This window comes from Sphaerospermopsis sp. FACHB-1094 (genome assembly GCF_014696195.1).
Lineage (GTDB): Bacteria > Cyanobacteriota > Cyanobacteriia > Cyanobacteriales > Nostocaceae > Sphaerospermopsis > Sphaerospermopsis kisseleviana.
Genome location: NZ_JACJPT010000041.1, coordinates 17274 through 41546, shown reverse-complemented (window position 1 = coordinate 41546; position 24273 = coordinate 17274). Strand labels below are relative to the sequence as shown.

The following is a 24273-nucleotide window of genomic DNA, read 5'->3' as shown; positions in this document are numbered from 1 at the left end:
CCTGACTCCTGACTCCTGACTCCTGACTCCTGACTCCTGACTCCTGACTCCTGACTCCTGACTCCTGACTCCTGACTCCTGACTCCTGACTCCTGACTCCTCCTATATTAAATTTGCAACATTCCCTCTGGGTTAACTGTTAAAAGTGGACGACGCTGCAAACCTTCACGGTGTAAAATTTCATTAGCAGCTAGTAAACCACTACTCACAGCCCGTTCCATTAAACCACAAGGAAAAGGCATTTTTACCCAATCACCTGCAAAAAATAAATTAGTTAAAGTTGTGGTAGTTTCTGGACGTTCTGTATAACTATTAGGTGGATATCCAGAAAAGTTATGTTGATTAACTAATTCTCGATGTAATAATTTGGCTTGTTTTAACTCAGGAACAATATCATAAAGTTCCTCTTCAAAAGTTGTTAACAAAGCTTCTTGGTTAGGAAATTCTTTCTCTTTGTAACAGTAAGCGTGTAATTCTACTACACTTCCCCCGGTTTTTTTTGCCCATTCAATAAATTGGGTTTGAATGCGATGATAAAGAGTAATACTGTCAGTTAATTTGTAACCAGATAAAGATGTAAAATTGCTATGTTCCCAATTAAAATCTTGATCAAACCAGAAACGACAAACAGCAAAAGGATCAGCAATACTTAATTTTTCAATTTGCGATCGCACTTGTTTCACGTTTTTATCTACATCCCCAATCATACGTTTAAATAATTGTTTTACTCCGGGAACATCCGTAGCTAAAACATAATAATCAGCGTTAATTATTTCTGGTGATGATGACTCTGGATTAACTGCTAAAAGTTGTAAATTATCATCTTCTTTTTGTACTACTTTAAATTTAGCTAAATCTCTTTTTGCTGGTCCTTTAACCACTTTTCCATCTGCGGTAAATATAGCACCATGACAAGGACAGTGAAATTGTCCATCCTCAGCTATTTTCACTGTACAACCTTGATGGGTACAAGTTAAAGAAATTGCTTCCTGATTGTCTTTTTTGACAGCATAAACTTCATCAGCAGCACCAAAATATTCTATCTTTTCATCCTTGACAACTGAATTACGCTGCACCCAAAAAGGCACTGTATGATTATTGTCACCTACAAAATATTTAACTTCCGATATTTTACCTTCATTCGCCACAATTTCACTCACATTTGCATCTGTAATAATTTTTCCATTTTGCAAAATTGCCTCAGCAATAGGTTGGACTAAACTTGTCCCCATATCGTCTTTTGTCCCATTAAAAGCTAGTCCTTCAGGATTACCAAAAAAGTAAAAATGGAAAAACTGCATTAATTCCCCAACACTCATTAAATCTGGTGCATTTAAACTAGATTTAGCAAAAGGAAGAAAATACAAATCATATAAACCTTGGGGAAATTCACTCTTCACCCAATCAGCAACAGATATATGATCAAAACGCTGATAATTTTTATCTCTTTGAAAACCTGTAATTGCTTGAAACACTTGTAAATGCTTAATTTTGGTGAGATTTATTCCCCATTGTAAGCGATTAGGAGAAGCAATAGCTAAGTCGATAATATTCCAAGGAAAAGCAGAATGACTAGGACGAAATACCTCCGGTTGATATGGAGAATTGTGGTAAACTACAGAATAATAATTTAAGGATTGAAAATTATCTTTTATCCCCAGTTCAGAAACTACACTATTTAAGTTATAATACTGTGGAAAAAAACCATGAAACCCATGTTCCATTCTAAACGTTTCACCCGCAGCTTCTATTTCCCAACTGGCAATTTTCCCCCCCAGTTGCGGAGATTTTTCTAGCAATGTGACAGTAAAACCCCGTTGCACTAATTGATATGCACAAGCTAAACCAGCTAAACCCCCACCAATTACAGCAACAGTTTTGTTAGTATTTAATATCTTGGGTAAATCTAGATTATCTTGCTGAAAAACTGACGGTTGTGGTTTACTAAAACGAGAGTAACCTGTAACTCCCACTATCGTACCCACACCAAATAATTGTAGCAGTGTACGCCGAGAAATGGTAGATGATTCTGGTAAATTAAATAGTTGGCTCATTGGTGACACAATTAAATTCTCAATTCAATTTTCCCGATTTGTAAAAGCGTAAATTAAACGCCATCAATGTGAAAATTACAAGATTCTTTGATAGTGTAATATATGATCTATTAATTGGCTACTCTGTATAGATCACAGGGTAGACTTAGTATAATATAGATTATAGTTAAATTTGCAATCCCTTGGTCAAATTACGAGGGATAAGTACCTTGAAGAGGATGTTTGAAAAGTCGGAGAGGTAGTAAAAAAGCTTTTTTGGTATAATCTGTAACTCAATATTACACAGCACACTTGTGAGCAACATGGTGTGTAATTCATTAGACTGGGAAACGCTATATTGACATCTAGCCTTTTACCACTAGTTATAAGCATTGCAACAATGTTAGGATATCGAACATGGGCTGTTTGTGACTTTCGAGTTGTTTTTTTGGAAGATTATAACTCTACTACATCAGCCCTCTCTTCATACTCTTTTTTTGACCAAGGTATTGATTTGTAAATCAAATTATCAAGATGAAATATTGGCGTGAAACTATAGCTGTAACTCAGCGCATCTTAATTGAACTGTTACGACGCAGACGCAGCTTAATTTTTTGGAGTATTTTCCCCATCTCCATTTTAATTCTCAATGGATTTATTTTGGCAGAACGGGCAAAATTAACCATGTCTGAAGCTTTGGAAAATGCTGCACCTTCAACTTTGGTAGGTGCTGCACTGTTTTTTAGTTGTTTGGGTGGAAGTGTTGCTACTGTAGTCGCAGAAAGAGAACAGCAAACTCTCAAACGCTTGTTTATTTCTCCGTTAAGTGGTACATCTTATTTTTTGGGAATTTTTCTCGCTCATAGCTGTATTGGTATTGGACAAACTCTTTTAGTGTATACTATTGCTGCTTTTTGGGGTGCTACTTTTCAAGGTTCGATTTTCTTAGGAATGATCATCATTTTATTCAGCATCATTGCTTATGTTGGTTTAGGATTTATTTTAGGTACACAATTAGCTAGACGCATTGAAGATGTTAATGCTTTGGTGGCTGCTTTTGGTGTACCTTTATTAATTTTGGGTGGAGCATTTTTACCAACTTCTTTATTTCCCCAAACTCTGTTAGATATTGCGAGATTTAATCCCATTTATCACATGAATGAAGCTCTTTTAGGAGTGTGGGCTAAGGGGGCAAATTTTCATGATATCATTTTACATTTGTGGTTTTTATTCTGGTTTGCCATGATTATGTTAGCCTGTGGATGGGTATCTTATCAACGAATGTTGATGGTGGAAAGGAAGCTTTAAAGCAATTGATAATTGATAATTGATAATTGATAATTGACAATTGTTTCATTCAAGGCTTCCGCCGTGAGCGTCAGCCGATAGCGTAGCGTGGCGTTAGCCATACGGTTTAAAACCTCCCCTTTGAAGGAAAAAAAAGAAAAAAATCCGCTATGTAATCTATAAGTATATCAAACAACAGATTTAAATTGAAAATATGCTCAGAATTAAAAATTTAAACAAGTCCTACAAAAGCCGAAAAGTACTGCAAAATTTAACATTCAGTATTCAGCCAGGAGAAGTTTATGGTTTACTCGGTGCAAATGGAGCAGGTAAAACAACAACAATCAATATTATTTGTAATTTACTAAATGCTGATAGTGGTTATATTACAATCAATCATCAACCGATTTCGGAAGCAACAAAAAAATTAATTGGTATTGCCCCTCAAGAAAACCTCTTATATAAAACCCTTTCCTGTGCAGAAAATCTCAAATTTTTCGCTGACATTTACGGTTTAGAACGAGAAAAAAAACAACAACAAATAGAAGCAACTCTCAAATCTGTAAACTTATTAGATAGAGCTAAAAGTCCCGTAGAAACTCTCAGCGGCGGAATGCAAAGACGGTTAAATATTGCTGTTGCTTTAGTACATCAACCCCAGTTAGTCATTCTTGATGAACCCACTACAGGTTTAGATATTGAAGCACGATATGAAATTTGGGAATTAATTCGTAATCTTAAAAATCAAGGAATGACAATTTTATTAACTACCCATTTATTAGATGAAGCAGAAAGACTTTGTAACCGCATTGGTATTTTAAAAGATGGTAAAATCTTAGCAGAGGGTAGTTTATCCGAGTTAAAAACTTTAATTCCCGGACAAGAAATTGTCATGTTACAAACAACACAAGAAGAAGAGGCGATCGCCCTAGCTCAAGAATATAATTTCATACCCCGACGTTATGGTAATGATTTAGCTTTTTTACTCCCAGAACCGTTAGAATTAAAAGAAATCCTTGCTAAATTTGATAGTATACCCATTGATTCTATTTCCCGTCAACCTGTACGCTTAGAGCATATTTATGTAGAAATAACCCAAGAAAAATTGAAAATTGAAAATTGAAAATTGAAAATTGAAAATTAAACCCAATCACCAATTACCAATTACTAATCATGGATATTTTAGAAACACTTAAAGCCGACTATCAAAGATTTCCAGTTAATCAAACTTACAGCATTTATGCAAAGGATGTTTATTTTCAAGATGCTGTATTTAAATTTCGGGGTTTAGAACTTTATAAATGGATGATTAAATTCATTCAAACATTTTTCCTCAACCTAAAAATGGATTTACATAATATTCAACAACAAGAAAACACAATTAAAACCGAGTGGACACTTAGCTGGGATGCTGCATTACCCTGGAAACCAAGGATATCTATTTCTGGTTGGAGTGAACTCCGTCTCAATAATGAAGGTTTAATAATTTCCCACATTGACTATTGGCACTGTTCCCAATTAGATGTACTAAAGCAACACCTATTTTCCAGAAACAAAGGATAATGTAAATAAATGTAAACAAAATTCAGGTAGGACAGAATCATCCATGCGAGTAATTTTAATGACTGGTAAGGGTGGAGTAGGTAAAACCTCCGTCGCAGCAGCAACCGGACTTCGTTGTGCAGAACTCGGTTATAAAACATTAGTTTTAAGTACAGATCCTGCTCACTCCCTAGCAGACAGTTTTGATCTAGAATTAGGACACGACGCAAAACAAGTGCGCCCAAATTTGTGGGGTGCAGAACTCGATGCACTGCAAGAATTAGAAGGAAACTGGGGTGCAGTAAAACGTTATATTACCCAAGTTTTGCAAGCACGGGGTTTAGAAGGAATACAAGCGGAAGAACTGGCAATTTTACCAGGAATGGATGAAATTTTCGGTTTAGTGAGAATGAAACGTCATTATGATGAAGGAGAATTTGACGTTTTAATTATTGATTCTGCCCCCACAGGTACTGCATTACGTCTTCTGAGTTTACCAGAAGTTGGTGGTTGGTATATGCGGCGTTTTTATAAACCTTTTCAAAACATCTCCGTAGCACTTAGACCTCTAGTTGAACCGATTTTTAAACCCATTGCTGGTTTTTCTTTACCAGATAAAGAAGTAATGGATGCACCCTATGAATTTTATGAACAAATAGAAGCACTAGAAAAAGTATTAACTGACAATACACAAACCTCAGTTAGACTTGTCACCAACCCAGAAAAAATGGTGATTAAAGAATCGCTCCGCGCTCATGCTTATCTGAGTTTATATAATGTAGCCACAGATTTAGTTGTAGCTAACCGTATTATTCCCAAAGAAGTTGAAGATCCATTTTTCCAACGTTGGAAAGAAAATCAAGAACAATACCGCCAAGAAATTCATGAAAACTTCCTCCCTTTACCTGTGAAGGAAGTACCCTTATTTTCTGAAGAAATGTGTGGTTTAGCTGCATTAGAGAGACTCAAAGAAACTCTCTATAAAGATGAAGATCCAACTCAGGTTTATTACAAAGAAACCACTATTAGAGTTGTGCAGGAAAATAACCAATACAGCTTAGAACTTTATTTACCCAACATTCCTAAAAGCCAGATTCAACTGAGCAAAACCGGGGACGAATTAAACATTACCATTGGTAATCATCGCCGTAACTTAGTTTTACCCCAGGCTTTAGCCGCATTGCAACCAGCAGGGGCAAAAATGGATAATGATTATCTGAAAATCCGCTTTGCTGACGGTGTGAGAGTTTAGGAGATAGTTGATAGTTGATAGTTGATAGTTGATAGTTGATAGTTGATCGGGAAACATAAAATTGATTACCCAGTTACCAGTCACCAGTCACCTGTCACCTGTCACCTGTCACCTGTCACCTGTAACCTGTCACCAGTAACCTGTCACCTATTCCTTAACGATAATTCTGCGGAAGTTCAGCAAAAAATGAATAATCGTTAAGCCCATACCTTGACCGTACTCCCACGGAAGACAAAGTTATCAAAAAACAATTTAAATTTAATTAAAAATAAGAATAGACTATAATTAATGTATGAATGGTTGTATAAAAAATGGTTTCCGTCCCTCCACTAGACCTGCGAACAGGCATGGCTCAAGAAACGTTACTGCGTAGGATTACAAATCGTATCCGTCAGTCCTTGGAACTAGAAGACATTATTACAGCAACCACAGCCGAGGTGCGTTCTTTGTTGGGAACTGACCGAGTAATGATTTATCAATTTCATGATGATGGTAGTGGTGAGGTTATTGCTGAATCTATTTATGAAAATCGTTTACCGTCATTGTTGGGGTTGAATTTTCCTGCTGATGATATTCCTCCTCATGCACGGGAATTATTTATTAAGTCGCGGGTGCGTTCTGTAGTCAATGTAGACTCAAAAGAAATTGGCCAAAGTCCTGTGCGTAACCTAGAAACAGGAGAAATTATTTCTGAGGATCTTCTTTACCGTCCTGTAGATCCATGTCATATAGAATATTTGACAGCTATGGGGGTAAAATCTTCAGTAGTAGCACCAATTATTTATCAAAATCAACTGTGGGGATTATTAACATCTCATCATTCTCAAGCACGTGAAGTAGCAGAATATGAACTAGATGCAATACAGATGGTAGTTGAGCAATTATCTGTTGCGATCGCTCAAAGTAATCTTCTCACCCAAGCCCGTGCCAAAGCAGAAAGAGAAGCTATTATTAATCGTATTGCTACACTACTGCATTCACTACCAACAATAGTTTTACAACCAGCTTTAGAAGCTACAGTTGCAGCCTTTAATGGTATTGGTGGTAGATTATGTATTAGACATAATGCCTTTGACTTACAACATAGTCAATTTAAATCTTTAAGAGAATGTTTAATTCCTGGTAGTAATTGTCTCCAGCTTTATGTATGTGGAGAGCAACCAGTTATTCCCAACCCAAATATATATCCATTTTTAGAACAATATAGCGTTTGGCAGGAACATTATAAATCTGGAGAATATGAAATTTGGGCAATTAATGATATTTACCAAGATTCTAATTTAAGAATTATTCAACTAGCATTTAAACCCACAAAAATTCGCAGTATTTTAATGATTCCCCTGCACTATCGGCAAGAATTAGTGGGATATTTAAGCATTTTTCGTAATGAAATAGAAACAGAAACCCTGTGGGCGGGGAAATTTGATCCAGACAATAGACAACTTTATCCCCGGATGTCCTTTGAACTGTGGAGAGAATCAAAAAAAGCACAAGCGCAAAAATGGACAAATGAAGAAATAGAACTAGCTGGAGAAATTCGCAAACACTTTGCTTCAGCGATTCAACAATATGAACTTTATCAACAGGTGCAAAAGTTCAATGAAAATTTAGAAAAACAAGTCCATAAACGGACACTGCAAATGCAAAGAACAGCAGAACAACAACAAGCTGTATTTGGAGTCATCAATAAAATTCGGGAGTCCCTGGATACTGATACTATATTTAAAACTACAACTAAGGAAGTTTGCAAATTAATCAAAGCAGACAGAGTTTCTGTTTATAAATTTACAGAAGATTGGGGTGGAGAATTTGTTGGTGACTTTGAAGCTACTAATCCCAACTGGTTTAATGAAACTAAACTAGGAATTAATACAATTTGGAATGATACTTACTTACAAGATACTCAAGGTGGAAGATACCGCAACAATGAAACCTTTGCAGTAGATGATATCCATAAAATGGGATTTACCCCCTGTCATGTCGATATTTTAGAGCAGTTTCAAATTCACGCTTTTGTATTAGCTCCGATATTTATTAGACAACAACTCTGGGGTTTACTTTGCACCTATCAACATACTGGTCCCCGGCAATGGAAAATTTCAGAAGTTAATTTTATTAGTCAAATAGCCTCACAGTTGGGAGTAGTTATTCAACAAGCTGAATTATTAGTAAAAACTCAGCAGCAAGCGGATCAACTTACACAAACATTGCATGAATTAAAAGCCACTCAAACCCAACTAATTCAAACGGAAAAAATGTCATCTTTAGGACAACTTGTAGCTGGTGTTGCCCATGAAATTAATAACCCAGTTAACTTTATTTCTGGAAATCTCATTCATATCAATGAATATGCTGAAGATTTGCTGAATATGCTAGATATCTATCAGCAGAAATATCCTGAACCCTGCGAAGAAATTATAGAACTAGCAGCAGAACTAGATTTAGAATTTCTCCTAGAAGATTTACCCAAAACCTTATCTTCTATGAAAATAGGGGTAGATAGAATCCGGCAAATTGTCTTATCTTTGCGGAATTTTTCACGTCTTGATGAGGCAGAAATGAAAGAAGTAAATATTCATGAAGGCATTGATAGCACATTATTAATTTTGCAGCATCGTTTAAAAGCCAGACCTGAATCTCCTGGTATTGAAATTATTAAAGAATATGGTGATTTACCATTGGTAGAATGTTTTGCCGGACAACTCAATCAAGTCTTTATGAATGTTTTGAGTAATGCCATTGATGCTTTAGAAATTTACAGAAAACATACAGCAGAAAGTCCTAAAGAAAATCCCAAGTCAGGAAAAATTACTATTTCTACCACTGTAGGAGTAATGAATGACAATGAAAAAAGTGCAGTCATTCAGATTAGAGATAGTGGACCAGGAATGCCAGAAACTATCAGACAAAGAATATTTGATCCATTTTTCACCACTAAACCCATAGGAAAAGGTACAGGTTTAGGTTTATCAATTAGTTATCAAATTGTAGTGGAAAAACACAGCGGAATTTTCAAATGTGATTCTCAATTGGATGTAGGTACACAATTCTGGATTGAAATTCCTATTAAACATATAGTCATTAGTCATTAGTCATTAGTCAGGAGTCAGGAGTCAGGAGTCAGGAGTTATTTATTTTGGATTTTGGATTTTGGATTTTGGATTGTTTTTGTTAACTCCAATCTAAAATCTAAAATCTAAAATCTAAAATTTTTTTCCCCAGTCCCCAGTCCCCAGTCCCCAATTAATTTCTCAATTGTACAGGCATAGCTAAATAAGTCATTTTTAACCCACCTAAAGGAGTAAAAATAACCGGTGTTAAACTTTGATTTAAGTGCATTTGAATTTCTGTAGAAGGTAATTCTTTTAAACCTTCCATGAGATATTTGACATTAAAAGCAATGTCTATATCTTCCCCAGAAATTTGCGCTGGCATTGACTCTGTACCACTGCCTACGTCTTGCGCTTCACAAGATAATGTAATTTCTTGATTTTCATTATCAATGCTGATTTTGACAATATTATTTTTCTGGTCAGCTAATACCGCAATTCTTTCTAAAGTGCTGATAAATTGTTTGCGTTCTAATACTACTTGGCGTTCAAATTGCCGGGGAATTAATTGCCGATAGGCGGGATATTGTCCTTCTAAAGTGCGGCTAGTTAAACGTTGATTTTGCCAAGCAAAGACTATTTGACCTTGATCTAAATATAAGGATACAGCTTCTTCAGAAGAACTATGGGCAAGCATCCTTTGTAATTCTCTTAATGCTCTTGCTGGTACTGTGACTTCTAACTGTTCGCTACCTTCTAAGGGACGCTCGTTAGCGGTTTCCAACACTGCTAAACGGTGTCCATCTGTAGCTGCAAATTCTAGGGTGTCTTGTTTAACGGTTAAATGTAAGCCCGTCAGCACTTGCTTAGTTTCGTCGGTGCTAGTAGCAAAAAGAGAACCTTTTAAACCTTCAATTAATGCAGCGGTGGTGAGTTGAATTGATTCCGAACTTTCAATTACAGGTAATTCGGGAAATTCTTCTGCACCCATAGCGCGGACTTGATATTTACCGCTTTTGGGTTTGAGGGTGACTACTATACCTTCTCCGGTGTTGTCTGCTGACTCATCATCTAGGGAAATTTCCCCTTCTGGTAAACGAGAGGTGATATCTAAAAGTAGTTTAGCAGGAAGAGCGATCGCCCCACCTTCAATCACTTCTGCGCTAAAACTGGTACGGATACCCAGACTCAAATCAAACGCTGTTAAACTGACTTGGTTAGTTTCCTCATCTGCTTGTAAGAGTACGTTAGCAAGGATGGGATGAGTTGGTCTCGATGGTACTGCACGACTGACTAGGGAAAGGTTGGTACTGAGATCACTTTGAGAACAAACTAATTTCATAGAGCAGGGAATAGGGAATAGGGAATGGGGAATAGGGTTGAGTTTGAGGAGATATGTTTGTTCTCATCACACTGACAACCGCTATCAATATGGACTTAACAAGCGAAAAACAATGGTAACAAATTTTGGACTGAGGAGATAGGACTGTTCAAAAGCTCTCCCTCTGTGGAAAAGCTGTGGAAAAACTCGCTTAGTTTTCCACAAAGTAATTATACTTAATGTATTTTTCTTACAAAATTATTAAGTTTTCCACAACTTTTTCCCCAAAAGGTAATATTTTTTCCACAATCGCAGTTAAATTTAACAATTTTTTATACTTTGCTTAATATTAGGTGACAGGTGACAGGTGACAGTGAATAGATACCCGACTTATTAAACAAGTCGGGTATCTGGGTATTACGTTTTTTAAGGTTGAGTTACTTACTACTTTTGATAACGAGTATTCATATTAATGCGATCGCTCAACTGTCGTAAGGTTTGCATTAAACTTTTATCAGTTTCCTGAAGTTGGGTAATTTTTTCACAACTATACATCACCGTTGTATGGTCTTTCCCGCCAAATTCCTCCCCAATTCTTGGTAAACTTAATCCTGTATATTGACGCATTAAATACATTCCAATTTGTCTAGCCCAGCTAATTTCCCGACGGCGAGAACTACCTTTTAAATCTTCACTAGAAAGATTAAAAAACTCAGCCACCACATTTAAAATAACTTCTGGTGTTGCTTCCGTTTTTTGGCTAGAAGTGCTTAAAACAGGGGTAATACTTTCCACCGTCATAGGTAAACCCCAAATAGAAATATAAGCCAAAGCCCGAATTAACGCCCCTTCCAATTCTCTAATATTAGAAGTATAATTATAAGCAATATATTCAACTACATCTATAGGTAAACGAATATTTTCATATTCAGCTTTTTTCTGTAAAATTGCCATGCGGGTTTCTAAATCCGGCGGTTGAATATCGGCAATTAAACCCATAGAAAACCGCGAACAAAGACGCTCTTGTAAACTCGGAATTTGATAAGGAGGACGATCAGAAGCAATGACAATTTGCTTTCCTGCCTCATGTAAAGTATTAAAAGTATGAAAAAATTCCTCTTGAGTATATTCCTTACCTTCCAAGAATTGAATATCATCAACTAATAAAATATCAGCAGCCCGGTAATGTTCCCGAAAACTCTGCATACTATCATTACGAATTGCAGTAATTAAATCATTAGTAAACTGCTCAGTAGAAACATAAAATATTTTAGAATCAGGATAAATTTCCCAACGATAATTACCAATAGCTTGCATTAAATGGGTTTTTCCCAAGCCCACACCACCGCATAAAAATAAAGGATTAAATTCCCTACCGGGATATTCTGCCACAGCTAAAGAAGCAGCATGAGCCATTCTATTATTAGCGCCAACCACAAATCTAGAAAAAACGTACTTAGAATTTAACTCTGTACTTTTTTGTTGATTTTTGGGAACATTTGATTGAATAGTATTAGCTGCTGGAACTTCCCAATTAACATCTTGTTGATTTAACCCAGAAACTTCATCACCTTGAACAGCAGTAATGTAAATTACTACAGGATAACCTAAAATATCCTGCACCACACGCGCAATAGTATTGATGTAATACTTTTGCAACCAGTTTCTCGCAAATAAATTAGGCGTAGATATAACTAAGCAATTATTTTCTAGCTGTACTGCACTAGCTGTTTTAATCCAAGTTTCAAAGGTAGGACGAGATAACTCTAACTGTAAACGCTCTAACACCTGATGCCACAGATTGTCTAGGGTAAATTCCATCATCTACTACCTTTGCTGCTAATTGCCACAATAGAAGAAGATATGAGCAAACAATTATTGTCCGCATTCAGCTATCAGCAGTCAGAAATCAGCTAAAACTAAGTTGGTGACTGAGTTTTTAGCTTTTTGAATCAAGTAGACTGATACGAAAAGCAATCTGTAATTTAGTCTATCAACGCTGATCATTTATTTATGAATGCTGATAGCTGTTTACTGACGGCTGAATGCTTATTATTTAACTTTAAACTGTAACCATTCTGGTTGAACCCAGGTAGCTAATATCCTACCACCTAGCGACTAACACGGAGAAAAAATAACATCATGAAGACAAATCATTATCATCTAGCTTCCCAAGATATTGATACTAAGGGTTTGATCCAGCACGGAAGACGGAAAATCAGAGGTTGGATGTTAATCACTGGGTTGTCCGCATTATTTCTTAGTAGCTGCTCTAACTTAAATAATAGAATCTTAGAAGCGCAACCAGGGACAAATCAAGTAGAAAAGACTACAAACACAACTGTAGGAATTGTGCCTCCTGCAATTATCGCATCTTCTGGCGACCCTAATTTTGTTGTCAAAGTAGTACAAAAAGTAGGTGGTGCGGTAGTTCGCATTGATTCCGCTAAAACAGTCACATCTCAAATACCAGCAGAATTTTCCGATCCATTTTTCCGCAGATTTTTTGGTGATAGAATACCCCAGCCAAGGGAAAGAGTAGAAAGGGGTAGTGGTTCTGGATTTATTATTAATTCCTCTGGACAAATTTTAACTAATTCTCATGTCGTAGATGGAGCAGATGAAGTTACGGTAACACTCAAAGATGGGCGAACTTTTGAGGGTAAAGTATTAGGAGAAGACCCAGTTACAGATGTGGCAGTCATTCAAATTGATGCTAATAATTTACCAGCTATAGCTTTAGGTAATTCTAATATATTACAACCAGGTGAAGCGGTAATTGCTATTGGTAATCCTTTAGGTTTAAATAATACAGTTACTTCAGGAATTTTGAGTGCTACAGATCGTTCTAGTAGTGATATTGGTGCTAGTGATAAACGAGTAGATTATTTACAAACAGATGCAGCAATTAATCCTGGTAACTCTGGTGGTCCACTACTAAATGCTCGTGGTGAAGTCATAGGAATGAATACAGCGATTATTCAAGGCGCTCAAGGTTTAGGATTTGCAATTCCTATTAATACCGTGCAAAAAATTTCTCAAGAATTAATTAGCAAAGGTAGGGTAGATCATCCTTATTTGGGTGTACAAATGGTGGCGCTGACACCAGAAGTTAAGGAAAGAATAAATACTAGATTTGGGGATAAAGTTTTAGTTGCAGAACAAGGAGTTTTATTAGTGAGAATTGTTCCAGAATCACCAGCAGCCATTGGTGGACTCAGAGCAGGGGATGTAATTCAAAGTATTAATAATCAACCTGTAACTAAAGTGGAAGAAGTGCAAAAATTAGTAGAAAATAGTCAAGTTGGTAGTCCTCTACAGGTTCAAGTAGAACGCAATGGAACAACTGTTCAATTAATAGTTAAACCCGCACCTTTACCCATTAGAGGTGATAGGTAATAGTTGACAGTAATAAGAGTAGGGGTAATTCATGAATTACCCCTACACAAGAATCAAGTTTTTAGTTCTATTTTACAGGAGTTTGCAAAATGACCGATAAATCATCAATTATTCAATTAGGTAATCCTAAATTACGTGAAAAAGCAGCTTGGGTGGAAAATATTCAAGATGAGAAAATTCAAAAATTAATTGATGATTTAATAGCTACAGTTGCTCAAGCTAATGGTGTGGGAATTGCTGCACCTCAAGTAGCTGAATCACTACGTTTATTAATTGTTGCTTCTCGTCCAAATGCCAGATATCCAGATGCACCAGAAATGCAACCAACAGCAATGATTAATCCGCAAATTATTAGTCATTCAACCGAGGTTGTCAAAGGTTGGGAAGGTTGTTTAAGTGTTCCCGGAATTAGGGGTTTAGTTCCCAGATATCAAACAATTGAAATTGAATATACTGATAGAAATGGAAATTTACAACAACAAGAATTAACTGATTTTGTGGCGAGAATTTTTCAACATGAATATGATCATTTAGAAGGTATGGTATTTTTAGACAGAGTAGAATCTACTGAAGAATTAATGACTGAAACTGAATATCAACAACGGATAGTTAAAGCAGAGAAGAGTTGATAATTTTCCATGAATTTAATAAAAATCCCCGATATTCTATTTGAAAAAATCGTAAGCATTCAGGAATAGAGTGATCAGATCCCCGACTTCTTTTATGAGCTTGTCAATAAATTGTGAATTGATTGCAGAAGTCGTGGATCTCGGTATCAACAAGTGCTATTGTGGAATACTTATAAACAATCAATAAATGATTTATCTTTGTGAAGAATCGGGGATATAATTTACCTTAATTTTATCAACAAATTATCAACAAATTATCAACAACTATTTTCTAAATCTACAGGACTTACGCAAAAGGGAAAGAAAGTAGGGGTAATTCATGAATTACCCCTACGCAAGAATAAGGTTTTCAGTCACATCTTGCGTAAGTCCTATCTAGATATAGCTGGGAAAATTGGTCATGGATAAAGCGTGTCATTTTTCTGATTTTTACCAAGATTGTGATAAATTATGCCCCGAAATCAACGCCAAATACAAGCCCTACTACATAAGGTTGAGTTTGAATTATAAAAAACCTCTACCAGTAGTAAGAGGAAATAATGACTAAAATTAGAGTAAATTAAAAGGCTTATTGAAGATTCTCTAATTTATAGGAGGTTGATTGAATATGCCAAAAATTACTGATTTTGTAGAAGATGCCGGCGCTCCTGGAATTATCGTCGGAATTGGTGCTGTTTTACTTGCACCTGTGGTCATTCCTGTTGTTGCTGGAGTGGGTAAACCCATAGTTAAATCAATAGTTAAAGGTGGTATTGTTGCTTACCAAAAAAGCAAGGGAGTTTTTGCTGAATTGGGTGAAACTTGGGAAGATATCGTTGCTGAAGCTAGAGCAGAAATAGCAGAAGAACAACACACACTAGCATTTGAAACTGCTTCGGAAAATCAACATAATTCCTAATAATTCGTAATTCGTAATTCGTAATTCGTAATTGAATTATGAAGTAAGAATTCAGGAGTCAGGAGTCGTAGGGGCGAAGCATTCGGAAAATAACCTGTGATAAAAATTAATAATTGTTCGCCCGAATGCTGATGCTTCCAGCACGCTTCGCGAACGCCCGTACAGGAGTCAGGAGTCAGGAGTCAGAAGTCAGAAGTTGTTCTTTTAGATTTTGGATGCAAAGATTTTGAATTGTATTGATAAACTCTAATCTAAAATCTAAAATCTAAAATCTAAAATTTTCCTCCTCATCTACCTGTTCCCTATTCCCTGACTCTGATAAAAATTTATAAATCAAGTTGGATGCTATATGTTAAAAATTACAGATAAAGCAAATTTAAATAAATCCTTTAATCCCATTGCTACAAAAATTGTCAGTGATACTCCAGGAAGACTCAGGTTAAGAGTTGCACCGGAAAACCGTAAAGTTGAGAAAATGCAACATATCGCCAATTTTTTAACAGCACAACCTCACATTAGTCAGGTGAGAACTAATATTCATCATGGTAGTATTTTGATTCATCATGATCATCAAACTGGTACTTTATCAGAAATTTTGGAAACACTGAAAGATATAGGCATAATTTTTACAGATATTACCCAAGGTCAAACTGAAGCAGCATCGGGAATATCTCATGCAGTGATTGATTTAAACCAACGAGTTGAACGTGCTACAAATGGTTCTGTAGATTTGCGTTTTCTGTTTCCCTTGGGACTTGGTACTTTAGCAGTAAGACAGTTAATCATTAAGGGTTTACAATTAGAAGTAATCCCTTGGTATGTTTTAGCTTGGTACGCTTTTGATAGTTTCTTGAAATTCAATACAGGTGACAGGTGACAGATTTGAAAATCTTTTGATGTCGAAATTTTATCGTTAATTAGTTGACTAACTGTTCCCTGTTCCCTGTTCCCTGTTCCCTTCTTTAAGCAAAAATGCTGAAATTTGGCGCTGTAAAAGTTTATCCTGAATCTTAGCACCTTTGCCAACAGAAATTATGAAAAAGCTGATTAATCAACCAGAAGCATTTGTTAGGGAAAGTTTAGCAGGTATGGCTGCTGCTCATACTGGTTTAATTAAGGTAAATTTTGAGCCAACTTTTGTTTATCGAGCAGATGCACCTGTAAAGGGTAAGGTAGCAATTATTTCCGGTGGTGGTAGTGGACATGAACCAATGCACGCGGGTTTTGTGGGGATGGGAATGCTTGATGCTGCTTGTCCTGGAGAGGTTTTCACGTCTCCCACTCCTGATCAAATGTTAGCCGCCGCACAGCAGGTTGATGGGGGTGCGGGTATTATTTATATTGTGAAAAATTACAGTGGCGATGTAATGAATTTTGAAATGGCTACGGAGTTAGCCAGAAGTGAGGGTATCCGTACATTAAATATTATTATTGATGATGATGTGGCAGTGAAGGATAGTTTATATACCCAAGGAAGAAGGGGTGTGGGAACAACGGTACTGGCAGAAAAAATTTGTGGTGCAGCGGCAGAAAAAAGCTATGATTTACAGCAGATAGCTGATTTGTGTAAAAAAGTAAATCTGCATGGTCGTAGTGTGGGGGTAGCGTTAAGTTCTTGTACAGTTCCTGCTAAGGGTACACCAACTTTTGCTTTGGGGGATGATGAGATAGAATTAGGTATTGGCATTCATGGAGAACCAGGAAGAGAACGGGTTTCTATGATGTCAGGGGATGAAATTACTGAAGTTTTATGGCGATCGCTCTTTGATGATACTGCCTATTGTCGCACGGTGCGGGAATGGGACGAAACCAAGGAAGAATGGCAGGATGTGGAACTATTAAATAAACCGTTGCAAAAAGGCGATCGCCTCTTAGCTTTTGTTAATAGTATGGGTGGGACTCCGATTTCTGAACTTTATCTTGTCTACCGCAAACTAGCAGAACTTTGTCAGATGGAAGGACTGGAAATAGTGCGTAATCTAATTGGACCCTACATGACATCATTAGAAATGCAAGGTTGTTCCATCACGCTGCTGAAGTTAGACGAGGAAATGTTACAGCTATGGGATGCACCAGTTAAAACCGCAAGTTTACGCTGGGGAGTTTGAAATGGTTACTCAGGTGCAAATTTTTCAATGGTTATATGTATTTGCTTCTGTTATTGAGAAACATAAAGAAGAATTGACGGAATTAGATGCAGCCATTGGTGATGCTGATCATGGTATCAATATGGATAGAGGTTTTAAAAAGATCAGCACTATCTTACCGAGTATTGAAGGGAAGGACATCAGCAGTATTTTGAAAACTGTCAGCATGACTTTAATATCTAGTGTGGGGGGTGCAAGTGGTCCTTTATATGGAACGTGGTTTTTAAGAGCGAGTGCTGTAACTGCGGGTAAGCAAGAATTAACTGAAAAAGATATGTTGAATTTACTCCAATCTGGCTTAAATGGAGTTGTTGAACGAGGTAAGGCGCAATTAGGAGATAAGACTATGGTAGATGTGCTGTATCCCGCTGTGACTTCTTTTGAAAAAGCTGTAAATGAAGGTAAGGGTAGTGTGGAAGCTTTGCGGATGGCTGTAACTGCCGCGGAACAAGGGTTAAAGGATACTATACCGATGTTAGCAAAGAAAGGCAGAGCAAGTTATTTAGGCGATCGCAGTATCGGACATCAAGATCCGGGAGGAACTTCTGCTTATTGGATGTTGCGGAGTTTGTTGGAAGTGGTGGAAGGTTCGAGGGCGAAAAAATAATGAGTGCCATTATTGGCATTTTTCTCTTGACCTTTAAAATATATATGCTATGATAATAATCGCTTTGGTTAAGGACGTATAGCTCAGTTGGTTAGAGTACATCGTTGACATCGATGGGGTCACTGGTTCGAATCCAGTTACGTCCATGTTTTTTATTTTACTGTAATTATATCTGCCCTTTGCTAGTGTTGATGAACAATACTAATGTATTCTTGAATCAATCAATGTCATGACCATGTAATGGTTAAAATATAAAATTCTATTTTCATGCAGCTTAAATCACACAATGTCACAGTCTGGACTACTTGAACTAGCACATCAAAAGCTTCACTGGCCGACTCCAAAAGAAATTTTGGAGCCATCTGGTGCTGGTCCAAGTGTTTATGCACGAATCGCTAGAGAAAAATTAGGTAGAACTATCAGCAAACTTTCAGATGGTCATGGTGTGCTAATAGGAGTGCTGGCGGCAAATTCTCAAGGGAATTCAACAGAAACACCCATTGCTTTAGTGTGCGATTTTCCAGGAGAAGTATCAGAGGAAACATTAAAGAAAACTTATAGACTTGCTTGGAGTTTTTCTCGTACACCGTCACTCATTACAACAGAACCTAACCGATTAAGAATTTGGACGTGCTATGAAGAGCCTCCAAAAGAAGATGATATTATCAAGCCTGTAGTTAATGTTTCTAAACAGGAAATTGAGTCATTTAATCAGTTATCTCTTTCCGATCAAGCTGCTGAAACTTTGCGTTTACACTGGGCTGATCTAGTATCCGGTCAATTTTTCCAAGAACATAGTCAGCGATTTCAACGTAGTCAAGCTGCTGACCAAATGTTATTGAAAAATCTAAAAAGTGTACGTGAAAGACTTCAACAAAATGAACTTGATGATGATACTATTCATGATTTATTAGCAAGAATTATTTTCATTCAATTCCTTTTTGATCGTCAAGAATCTAAAGGTAATCCCACTTTAAACACAAATTTACTAGATTATTTATATCAAATTGGAGAATTATCGGCTAAATACTCTCATTTAGCTGGCATATTAAGAAATCATAGAGATACTTATAAATTTTTTCGTTGGCTTAATAGAAAGTTTAATGGTGATTTATTCCCAGGTAAAGGAAATACTCCAGAAGAAAGAGAAATTGAATGGCAAACAGAAGAACAAAAAGTTAAAGAAGATCACCTAAATATACTTGCTTATTTTGTCAGTGGTAATGTACACATGAAAACTGGACAAGTAAGCCTATGGCCATACTATCATTTTGATGTTATACCTTTAGATTTTATTAGCAGTATATATGAAGAATTTGTCAGTAAAGAATCTGGCACAGGAGTTCATTACACACCAGAACATATAGTTGATTTTGTACTAGATGGTGTTTTACCTTGGGATAGTGAAGAATGGGATATGAAGATTCTTGATCCTGCTTGTGGTTCAGGAATTTTTATAGTTAAAGCATTCCAACGTTTAATTTATAGATGGGAAAAAGCTCATCGAAAAATAATTCAACCAAGTGATTTAAAAAATTTACTACAAAACAATTTATTTGGTGTTGATGTAGATGCTCAAGCTGTAAGAGTGGCATCTTTTAGTCTGTATTTAACCATGCTAGATAAAGTTGAACCTCAATATTATTGGGAGAATGAGTTTCGCTTTCCTAGATTACGTGAACGTCAATTAATTGCTGCTGATTTTTTTCAAGAAGATAAAGAAGGTTTTCGTTCTGTTCAGGATGCTGGTAAATATGATTTAGTCGTAGGTAATGCACCTTGGGGTAAAAATACTATAAAAGAATCTCTATATATAGATTCTTGGAAGAATAGACCAGAAAATCGCCAATGGAATACCTCTTATGGTAATATTGCTCTTTTCTTTTTACCAAAAGCTGCTGCTTTAACCAAACCTGGTGGACAAGTAGCAATGATGCAACCTGCAATGGCTTTGATTTTTAATCAAAATAAACCTGCTAAGAGCTTCCGTAACACTCTCTTTTCAGAGTTCAAGATTGAAGAGATAGTTAATTTATCTGCATTACGTTTTGGACTTTTCAAAGATGCTATTTCTCCAGCTTGTATTATCACAATGTCAATTACACCTCCTGATGGTGAACCTTTGACATACATTTGTCCCAAGCCAGTAATGCCTAATCAAGATGACTATCATATAGTAATTGAACCATACGATATTAATGTAATTTACCCCCAAGAGGCGATATCAAATCCATTAGTTTGGACAGCTTTAATGTGGGGAGGGAGACGTGATTTATCCTTAGTCAGAAGATTAAATCAAGAATCAAGTCTTGAAAAACTTAAATCTAATGGTATTGCTAAAACTCGTCAAGGTGTGCCAAAAGGTGATAGGAAAAAATTGGAAAACAATCTAATAAATAAACGAATTTTGAAATCAACCAAATTTATTAACCAAAGTTTTATCTACCTAAATGCTCAAAAACTTCCTATAAATGATGATCCATACATTGACTCTGGTACAGGATTGAGTAGTCTATCTGCGTTTCAACTGCCACAAATGATTTTAAAGCTCAGTTGGCAGAAAAAAAGTGGTAGATTCCGTTCAGTAATAATTAGTCCTGATAATACAAATCAAGGAATTATTTGCTCTGAAAGTTATGTGAGCATACATATTCCTGAAAGTTATATTTCACAATTGAATGCTGCTTGTCTAGCATACAATAGTAAGTTAGCTGTCTATTATCTACTACTTTCTAGTGGTCGTTTTGCCTCTTATATCCCAGAAGTTAATGTAAATGATTTACTGCGTGTCCCAATACCTGAATTATCAGTAGGAGATTTGCAGAACATAAAAACAATTGATGATATAGATGAGCGTATACGACAAGCTTTTGAATTCAAAGATAGTGAATGGGTGCTAATTAATGATTTATTCAACTACACTCTACCAGACTTTAAAGGAGATGGTGCTTCTCCAGGACGCAAAATAACTCACCGTGTAGATAATAGTCAATCTCAGAATAATACTGAACCTGAACTTACTGCATATTGTGAGTATTTCTTGCGAGTTCTTAAAGCAGGATTTGGACAAGATAAACAAGTTTGCGCCACCATTTTTCAGGAACAAAATAACAATATTTTTCCTGTTCGCTTAGTCGCAATTTATCTGAATAGACCTGATTGTTATGGTGTACACATTGAACCTATTGACTCCCCTAATTTAATAGAAATATTGGAGAAATTAAATAAATCATATTTGAAAACAGGAAGTATAGAAAATGGTGACATCTTTTATCAGCGTGTTGCCAAAATTTATGATTCAGTAGAATTGAATGGAGTAAAAATTCCTACTATTTATTTAATCAAACCTGACAAAATTCGTTATTGGACTCGCTCTATGGCTTTAAGAGATGCTGATGAAGTAGCCGCAGATATTATGACTTAGATATTAGATATATATCAAATGAACTAAATTCAAACACAAAATATTAGTAGTACAGGAGTTAAATTTTGGTTAGAAGACGGCAGACAATTTCAGAATTAAGATGGCCAGAGACAGATGAATTCATGGCAATTTCTAAGGATTGGTGTGAAACAGCATCAATCAATATACTTACTTTCGTATGGAAAGGATATGATTTATTACTAAAGGAGGTACTCTCAGAAATTGATTGTAGTCAAGCTGAAGATGATATTGAAAGAGATATTACTCAACTGCTTGAGCCAGAAATTCACAGCGTTATGACAGGGGATGAGCCATATTATGTTCAACATGGTTCTTATGAAAGGGAAACTCGTCAAGTTGCACCAGCACAACCAAAAGAGTATGACATTGCATTTATTCTTAGGGCTAATAGAAGGATTATATGGCCTTTAGAAGCTAAAGTTTTGAAAACAGATGGCGCAGTTGGTGAATATGTAAAAGAGATAAATGACAATTTTGTAACTTGCCTGTATGCACCCTTTTCTTATGAAGGAGGAATGCTGGGTTATCTTTTTTCTGGTGATCCTGACAAAGCTTTTACCAATATTGCAAAAAAAGTACCATGTACATTAAATGATCATCCAGATTTTCCAGATCGTGATCACAAAACCTCGGATCACCAGCGAATAGTTCCTCCAGAAAAATCATATCCGATTGATTTTAGATGTCACCATTTACTATTCAAAATAATTGCTACGCCTACTAATAGTATATCTTCAGTTGAATAAATTTAAAACCTAGTCACGAGTTTTCAGTGATAATCTAGAACCACGCCAACCACGACTTCTAACATTGGCTTTTTGCTCTTGTGCTTCGATAATAGGTTGTAGAACTCGATAAACCTCGTTATCATTGGGTTGATCATCTTGTATTTCCAGCATATATGTCTTTTACAAACATAGTTGTATTGTACTGTATCGGAGGACAATTAATTTGTCAAGTCTGGCAAAAGTTGGAAAAATGGGGATTTTCAATATAGGACAATTAATTTGTCAAATATCTAAATTCGGACAGTTATTTTGTCAATTAATGTTGAAGGGGCTAAATATAGGTTAAAATAACAAAACCCTTACACAGTAAGGGTTTAGGAGTTAATATTTTTGTGGACATTAATTTGTCAAGTGGTCAAATAATTTGGCACTCAACCCCCACCATGAACAAAATCATATTTCACCTCGCCTTCCCTGTCACCAACATCCCCCAAACCAAAGCCTTTTATGTCGACGGTTTAGGCTGCATCCCCGGAAGAGAAAACCCCCACGCTTTAATTCTCAACCTTTACGGACATCAATTAGTTGCCCACATCACTAAAGAACCTTTAACACCCCAAAAAGGCATTTATCCCCGACATTTCGGTTTAATTTTCACCCAAGAAAAAGACTGGCAACAATTACTAGAAACAGCCAAAATTAAACAACTGAATTTTCGAGAAGAACCCAAAAACCGTTTTGTTGGTTCTCCTCTAGAACATCACACTTTCTTTTTAGAAGATCCTTTTTATAACTTAATGGAATTTAAATACTATCGTTATCCAGAAGCAATTTTTGGCAGTTCTGACTATACAGAAATTGGTGATAGGTAATTGGTAATTTGGTGACTGGTGACTGGTGACTGGTGACTGGGAGGATGAATAACCCAATGCCCAATGACTAATAACTAATGACTAATAACTAATAACTAATAATTAATTGGTTCATCTAATGCTGCTGCTACTACTTTAAAAGTCCTTTTATCTGTTAACATACAAGGATGCAGGGCAACGGGTAAAATAACTTCTTTACCAACAGATATTCTTGAACTTTCCGCAGGTAAAATCATTAAATCATAAGGTGTCCAAATAGATGTAAAATTTAACTTATTCAACATTTCTACATCAGAATTTAAATCATTTAAAAAATCACTATTAGGTTGCATTTGTAAAGCACCCTTTAACCAAGTTAAATATGCAATATTTGTTCCCCGATGGGGTGAGGAAATGGTAATAAACCTCTTTACCTTTTCTATTCCTCCCAATCTTTGAATATAATAACGGCTGACTATTCCCCCCATACTAAAACCCACTATATCTAATGGTTGTTCTGGTGCAAAGTTCATGTTTACATAATCTGCTACTTGCTGTGCTAAATTATCTAAAAGCTCAGAACCGTTATTAGGAATTAAATCAAGTGTACAAACTACCATACCTTGCTTTCCCAGGTAACGCGCCATTTTGTTGAAAACCGCCCCAGTATCATTAATTCCGTGTACCAATAAAACAGGATTACGCTTGTTTGCTTTATCATTCATAGTAATACTTTTGAAATAGGTTTGTAAAAAATTGTCAGTATTCATCAAATCTAATTTGGGGTTGCTGAGAAAGTCTTTCCGTGAGGGCATAGGAGTCAGGAGTCAGGAGTCAGGAGTCAGGAGGAGATTTGAAAATTTCTTTGCCATCTCTTGAAATCCCCAAAAATGCACACTTTTTCCGGTATACCCTTCAAAACCCTTGCACTAATTTCTGTGTTTATCAGCCTCTAACCTTTGATATATCAAGGTTTTAGGTTTATTCAGCAAACCCTGATTTGAGTTATTTCTGTAGAAAATATAACCAAGTATCAGAGCTATCAACCCAGAGGCTATGACAGTTTTTGCAATTAACCAATGTT

20 protein-coding genes and 1 tRNA gene are annotated in these 24273 nt (G+C 36.2%); 16 read left to right on the top strand and 5 right to left on the bottom strand.

From position 1 onward, the window contains the following. Positions 1 to 107 precede the first annotated feature (107 nt). A complete protein-coding gene (locus H6F47_RS14280; protein WP_190649679.1) occupies positions 108 to 2054 on the bottom strand; it encodes an FAD-dependent oxidoreductase in 1947 nt (648 codons plus the stop codon). A gap of 513 nt (positions 2055 to 2567) precedes the next feature. On the opposite strand from H6F47_RS14280, the gene H6F47_RS14275 reads away from it, so the two are divergent. The 6 genes from H6F47_RS14275 to H6F47_RS14250 all read left to right on the top strand — a co-directional run bounded on the left by H6F47_RS14275 (position 2568) and on the right by H6F47_RS14250 (position 9206). Beyond that, entirely contained in the window at positions 2568 to 3341 is a 774-nt protein-coding gene (locus H6F47_RS14275; protein ID WP_190346177.1) for an ABC transporter permease, read from the top strand. A 193-nt stretch (positions 3342 to 3534) separates the two neighbouring features. Further along, the gene (locus H6F47_RS14270; protein WP_190649674.1) at positions 3535 to 4443 is read left to right on the top strand and encodes an ABC transporter ATP-binding protein; all 909 of its coding nucleotides are present in this window, start codon (positions 3535 to 3537) and stop codon (positions 4441 to 4443) included. Between the two features lie 50 nt (positions 4444 to 4493). Further along, on the top strand, positions 4494 to 4883 hold the full coding sequence (locus tag H6F47_RS14265; protein WP_096571581.1) for a DUF2358 domain-containing protein: 390 nt from the start codon (positions 4494 to 4496) through the stop codon (positions 4881 to 4883). A 43-nt stretch (positions 4884 to 4926) separates the two neighbouring features. Beyond that, positions 4927 to 6114: a TRC40/GET3/ArsA family transport-energizing ATPase gene (locus H6F47_RS14260; RefSeq protein WP_096571579.1), complete on the top strand. Its 1188-nt coding sequence runs from the start codon at positions 4927 to 4929 to the stop codon at positions 6112 to 6114. Positions 6115 to 6156: 42 nt separating this feature from the next. Beyond that, positions 6157 to 6315, top strand: a complete 159-nt coding sequence (locus H6F47_RS14255) for a hypothetical protein (RefSeq protein ID WP_190649672.1) — start codon at positions 6157 to 6159, stop codon at positions 6313 to 6315. A gap of 146 nt (positions 6316 to 6461) precedes the next feature. Next, positions 6462 to 9206 carry a GAF domain-containing protein gene (locus tag H6F47_RS14250; RefSeq protein ID WP_137666831.1) on the top strand — a complete coding sequence of 915 codons (2745 nt, stop codon included), beginning with the start codon at positions 6462 to 6464 and terminating at the stop codon, positions 9204 to 9206. 151 nt (positions 9207 to 9357) lie between these two features. On the opposite strand, the gene dnaN is transcribed toward H6F47_RS14250, so the two are convergent. Together dnaN and dnaA are read right to left on the bottom strand one after the other, a co-directional pair. Beyond that, positions 9358 to 10506, bottom strand: coding sequence for a DNA polymerase III subunit beta (gene dnaN, locus H6F47_RS14245; protein WP_096571574.1), 1149 nt, complete (start codon positions 10504 to 10506; stop codon positions 9358 to 9360). A 423-nt stretch (positions 10507 to 10929) separates the two neighbouring features. After that, positions 10930 to 12306, bottom strand: coding sequence for a chromosomal replication initiator protein DnaA (gene dnaA, locus H6F47_RS14240; protein WP_137666847.1), 1377 nt, complete (start codon positions 12304 to 12306; stop codon positions 10930 to 10932). A gap of 321 nt (positions 12307 to 12627) precedes the next feature. Here dnaA and H6F47_RS14235 point away from each other — a divergent pair, with 321 nt between their 5' ends. From H6F47_RS14235 to H6F47_RS14195, 9 genes are all read left to right on the top strand, one after another. Beyond that, positions 12628 to 13884 (top strand): HhoA/HhoB/HtrA family serine endopeptidase, encoded by a 1257-nt coding sequence (locus tag H6F47_RS14235; protein ID WP_190346178.1) that lies wholly within the window; start codon positions 12628 to 12630, stop codon positions 13882 to 13884. A gap of 89 nt (positions 13885 to 13973) precedes the next feature. After that, positions 13974 to 14513 carry a peptide deformylase gene (def, locus tag H6F47_RS14230; protein ID WP_137666833.1) on the top strand — a complete coding sequence of 180 codons (540 nt, stop codon included), beginning with the start codon at positions 13974 to 13976 and terminating at the stop codon, positions 14511 to 14513. Between the two features lie 607 nt (positions 14514 to 15120). Continuing rightward, on the top strand, positions 15121 to 15411 hold the full coding sequence (locus H6F47_RS14225; RefSeq protein WP_096571568.1) for a DUF5132 domain-containing protein: 291 nt from the start codon (positions 15121 to 15123) through the stop codon (positions 15409 to 15411). Positions 15412 to 15760: 349 nt separating this feature from the next. Continuing rightward, on the top strand, positions 15761 to 16288 hold the full coding sequence (locus tag H6F47_RS14220) for an HMA2 domain-containing protein (RefSeq protein WP_190649670.1): 528 nt from the start codon (positions 15761 to 15763) through the stop codon (positions 16286 to 16288). Between the two features lie 157 nt (positions 16289 to 16445). Next, positions 16446 to 17519, top strand: coding sequence for a dihydroxyacetone kinase subunit DhaK (dhaK, locus tag H6F47_RS14215; RefSeq protein ID WP_190649668.1), 1074 nt, complete (start codon positions 16446 to 16448; stop codon positions 17517 to 17519). Between the two features lies 1 nt (position 17520). Beyond that, positions 17521 to 18165, top strand: a complete 645-nt coding sequence (gene dhaL, locus H6F47_RS14210; RefSeq protein WP_096571562.1) for a dihydroxyacetone kinase subunit DhaL — start codon at positions 17521 to 17523, stop codon at positions 18163 to 18165. A 72-nt stretch (positions 18166 to 18237) separates the two neighbouring features. Next, positions 18238 to 18311, top strand: a tRNA-Val gene (locus H6F47_RS14205). Positions 18312 to 18451: 140 nt separating this feature from the next. Beyond that, entirely contained in the window at positions 18452 to 21589 is a 3138-nt protein-coding gene (locus tag H6F47_RS14200) for an N-6 DNA methylase (protein ID WP_190649666.1), read from the top strand. Between the two features lie 122 nt (positions 21590 to 21711). After that, positions 21712 to 22356: a hypothetical protein gene (locus H6F47_RS14195; protein ID WP_236104015.1), complete on the top strand. Its 645-nt coding sequence runs from the start codon at positions 21712 to 21714 to the stop codon at positions 22354 to 22356. A gap of 9 nt (positions 22357 to 22365) precedes the next feature. On the opposite strand, the gene H6F47_RS14190 is transcribed toward H6F47_RS14195, so the two are convergent. Continuing rightward, complete coding sequence (locus H6F47_RS14190) at positions 22366 to 22509, bottom strand: hypothetical protein (RefSeq protein WP_236104016.1); 144 nt, start codon at positions 22507 to 22509, stop codon at positions 22366 to 22368. A 272-nt stretch (positions 22510 to 22781) separates the two neighbouring features. On the opposite strand from H6F47_RS14190, the gene H6F47_RS14185 reads away from it, so the two are divergent. Further along, positions 22782 to 23210 carry a VOC family protein gene (locus H6F47_RS14185; RefSeq protein WP_190649664.1) on the top strand — a complete coding sequence of 143 codons (429 nt, stop codon included), beginning with the start codon at positions 22782 to 22784 and terminating at the stop codon, positions 23208 to 23210. 95 nt (positions 23211 to 23305) lie between these two features. On the opposite strand, the gene H6F47_RS14180 is transcribed toward H6F47_RS14185, so the two are convergent. Further along, positions 23306 to 23914, bottom strand: a complete 609-nt coding sequence (locus tag H6F47_RS14180) for an alpha/beta fold hydrolase (RefSeq protein ID WP_190649662.1) — start codon at positions 23912 to 23914, stop codon at positions 23306 to 23308. Between the last annotated feature and the right edge of the window lie 359 nt (positions 23915 to 24273).

Bases quoted from the DNA above. Each gene is read 5' to 3' on its own strand.
- H6F47_RS14280 (WP_190649679.1), bottom strand. From the start codon at position 2,054: ATGAGCCAACTATTTAATTTACCAGAATCATCTACCATTTCTCGGCGT.
- H6F47_RS14275 (WP_190346177.1), top strand. From the start codon at position 2,568: ATGAAATATTGGCGTGAAACTATAGCTGTAACTCAGCGCATCTTAATT.
- H6F47_RS14270 (WP_190649674.1), top strand. From the start codon at position 3,535: ATGCTCAGAATTAAAAATTTAAACAAGTCCTACAAAAGCCGAAAAGTA.
- H6F47_RS14265 (WP_096571581.1), top strand. From the start codon at position 4,494: ATGGATATTTTAGAAACACTTAAAGCCGACTATCAAAGATTTCCAGTT.
- H6F47_RS14260 (WP_096571579.1), top strand. From the start codon at position 4,927: ATGCGAGTAATTTTAATGACTGGTAAGGGTGGAGTAGGTAAAACCTCC.
- H6F47_RS14250 (WP_137666831.1), top strand. From the start codon at position 6,462: ATGGCTCAAGAAACGTTACTGCGTAGGATTACAAATCGTATCCGTCAG.
- dnaN (WP_096571574.1), bottom strand. From the start codon at position 10,506: ATGAAATTAGTTTGTTCTCAAAGTGATCTCAGTACCAACCTTTCCCTA.
- dnaA (WP_137666847.1), bottom strand. From the start codon at position 12,306: ATGGAATTTACCCTAGACAATCTGTGGCATCAGGTGTTAGAGCGTTTA.
- H6F47_RS14235 (WP_190346178.1), top strand. From the start codon at position 12,628: ATGAAGACAAATCATTATCATCTAGCTTCCCAAGATATTGATACTAAG.
- def (WP_137666833.1), top strand. From the start codon at position 13,974: ATGACCGATAAATCATCAATTATTCAATTAGGTAATCCTAAATTACGT.
- H6F47_RS14225 (WP_096571568.1), top strand. From the start codon at position 15,121: ATGCCAAAAATTACTGATTTTGTAGAAGATGCCGGCGCTCCTGGAATT.
- H6F47_RS14220 (WP_190649670.1), top strand. From the start codon at position 15,761: ATGTTAAAAATTACAGATAAAGCAAATTTAAATAAATCCTTTAATCCC.
- dhaK (WP_190649668.1), top strand. From the start codon at position 16,446: ATGAAAAAGCTGATTAATCAACCAGAAGCATTTGTTAGGGAAAGTTTA.
- dhaL (WP_096571562.1), top strand. From the start codon at position 17,521: ATGGTTACTCAGGTGCAAATTTTTCAATGGTTATATGTATTTGCTTCT.
- H6F47_RS14200 (WP_190649666.1), top strand. From the start codon at position 18,452: ATGTCACAGTCTGGACTACTTGAACTAGCACATCAAAAGCTTCACTGG.
- H6F47_RS14195 (WP_236104015.1), top strand. From the start codon at position 21,712: ATGGCAATTTCTAAGGATTGGTGTGAAACAGCATCAATCAATATACTT.
- H6F47_RS14190 (WP_236104016.1), bottom strand. From the start codon at position 22,509: ATGCTGGAAATACAAGATGATCAACCCAATGATAACGAGGTTTATCGA.
- H6F47_RS14185 (WP_190649664.1), top strand. From the start codon at position 22,782: ATGAACAAAATCATATTTCACCTCGCCTTCCCTGTCACCAACATCCCC.
- H6F47_RS14180 (WP_190649662.1), bottom strand. From the start codon at position 23,914: ATGAATGATAAAGCAAACAAGCGTAATCCTGTTTTATTGGTACACGGA.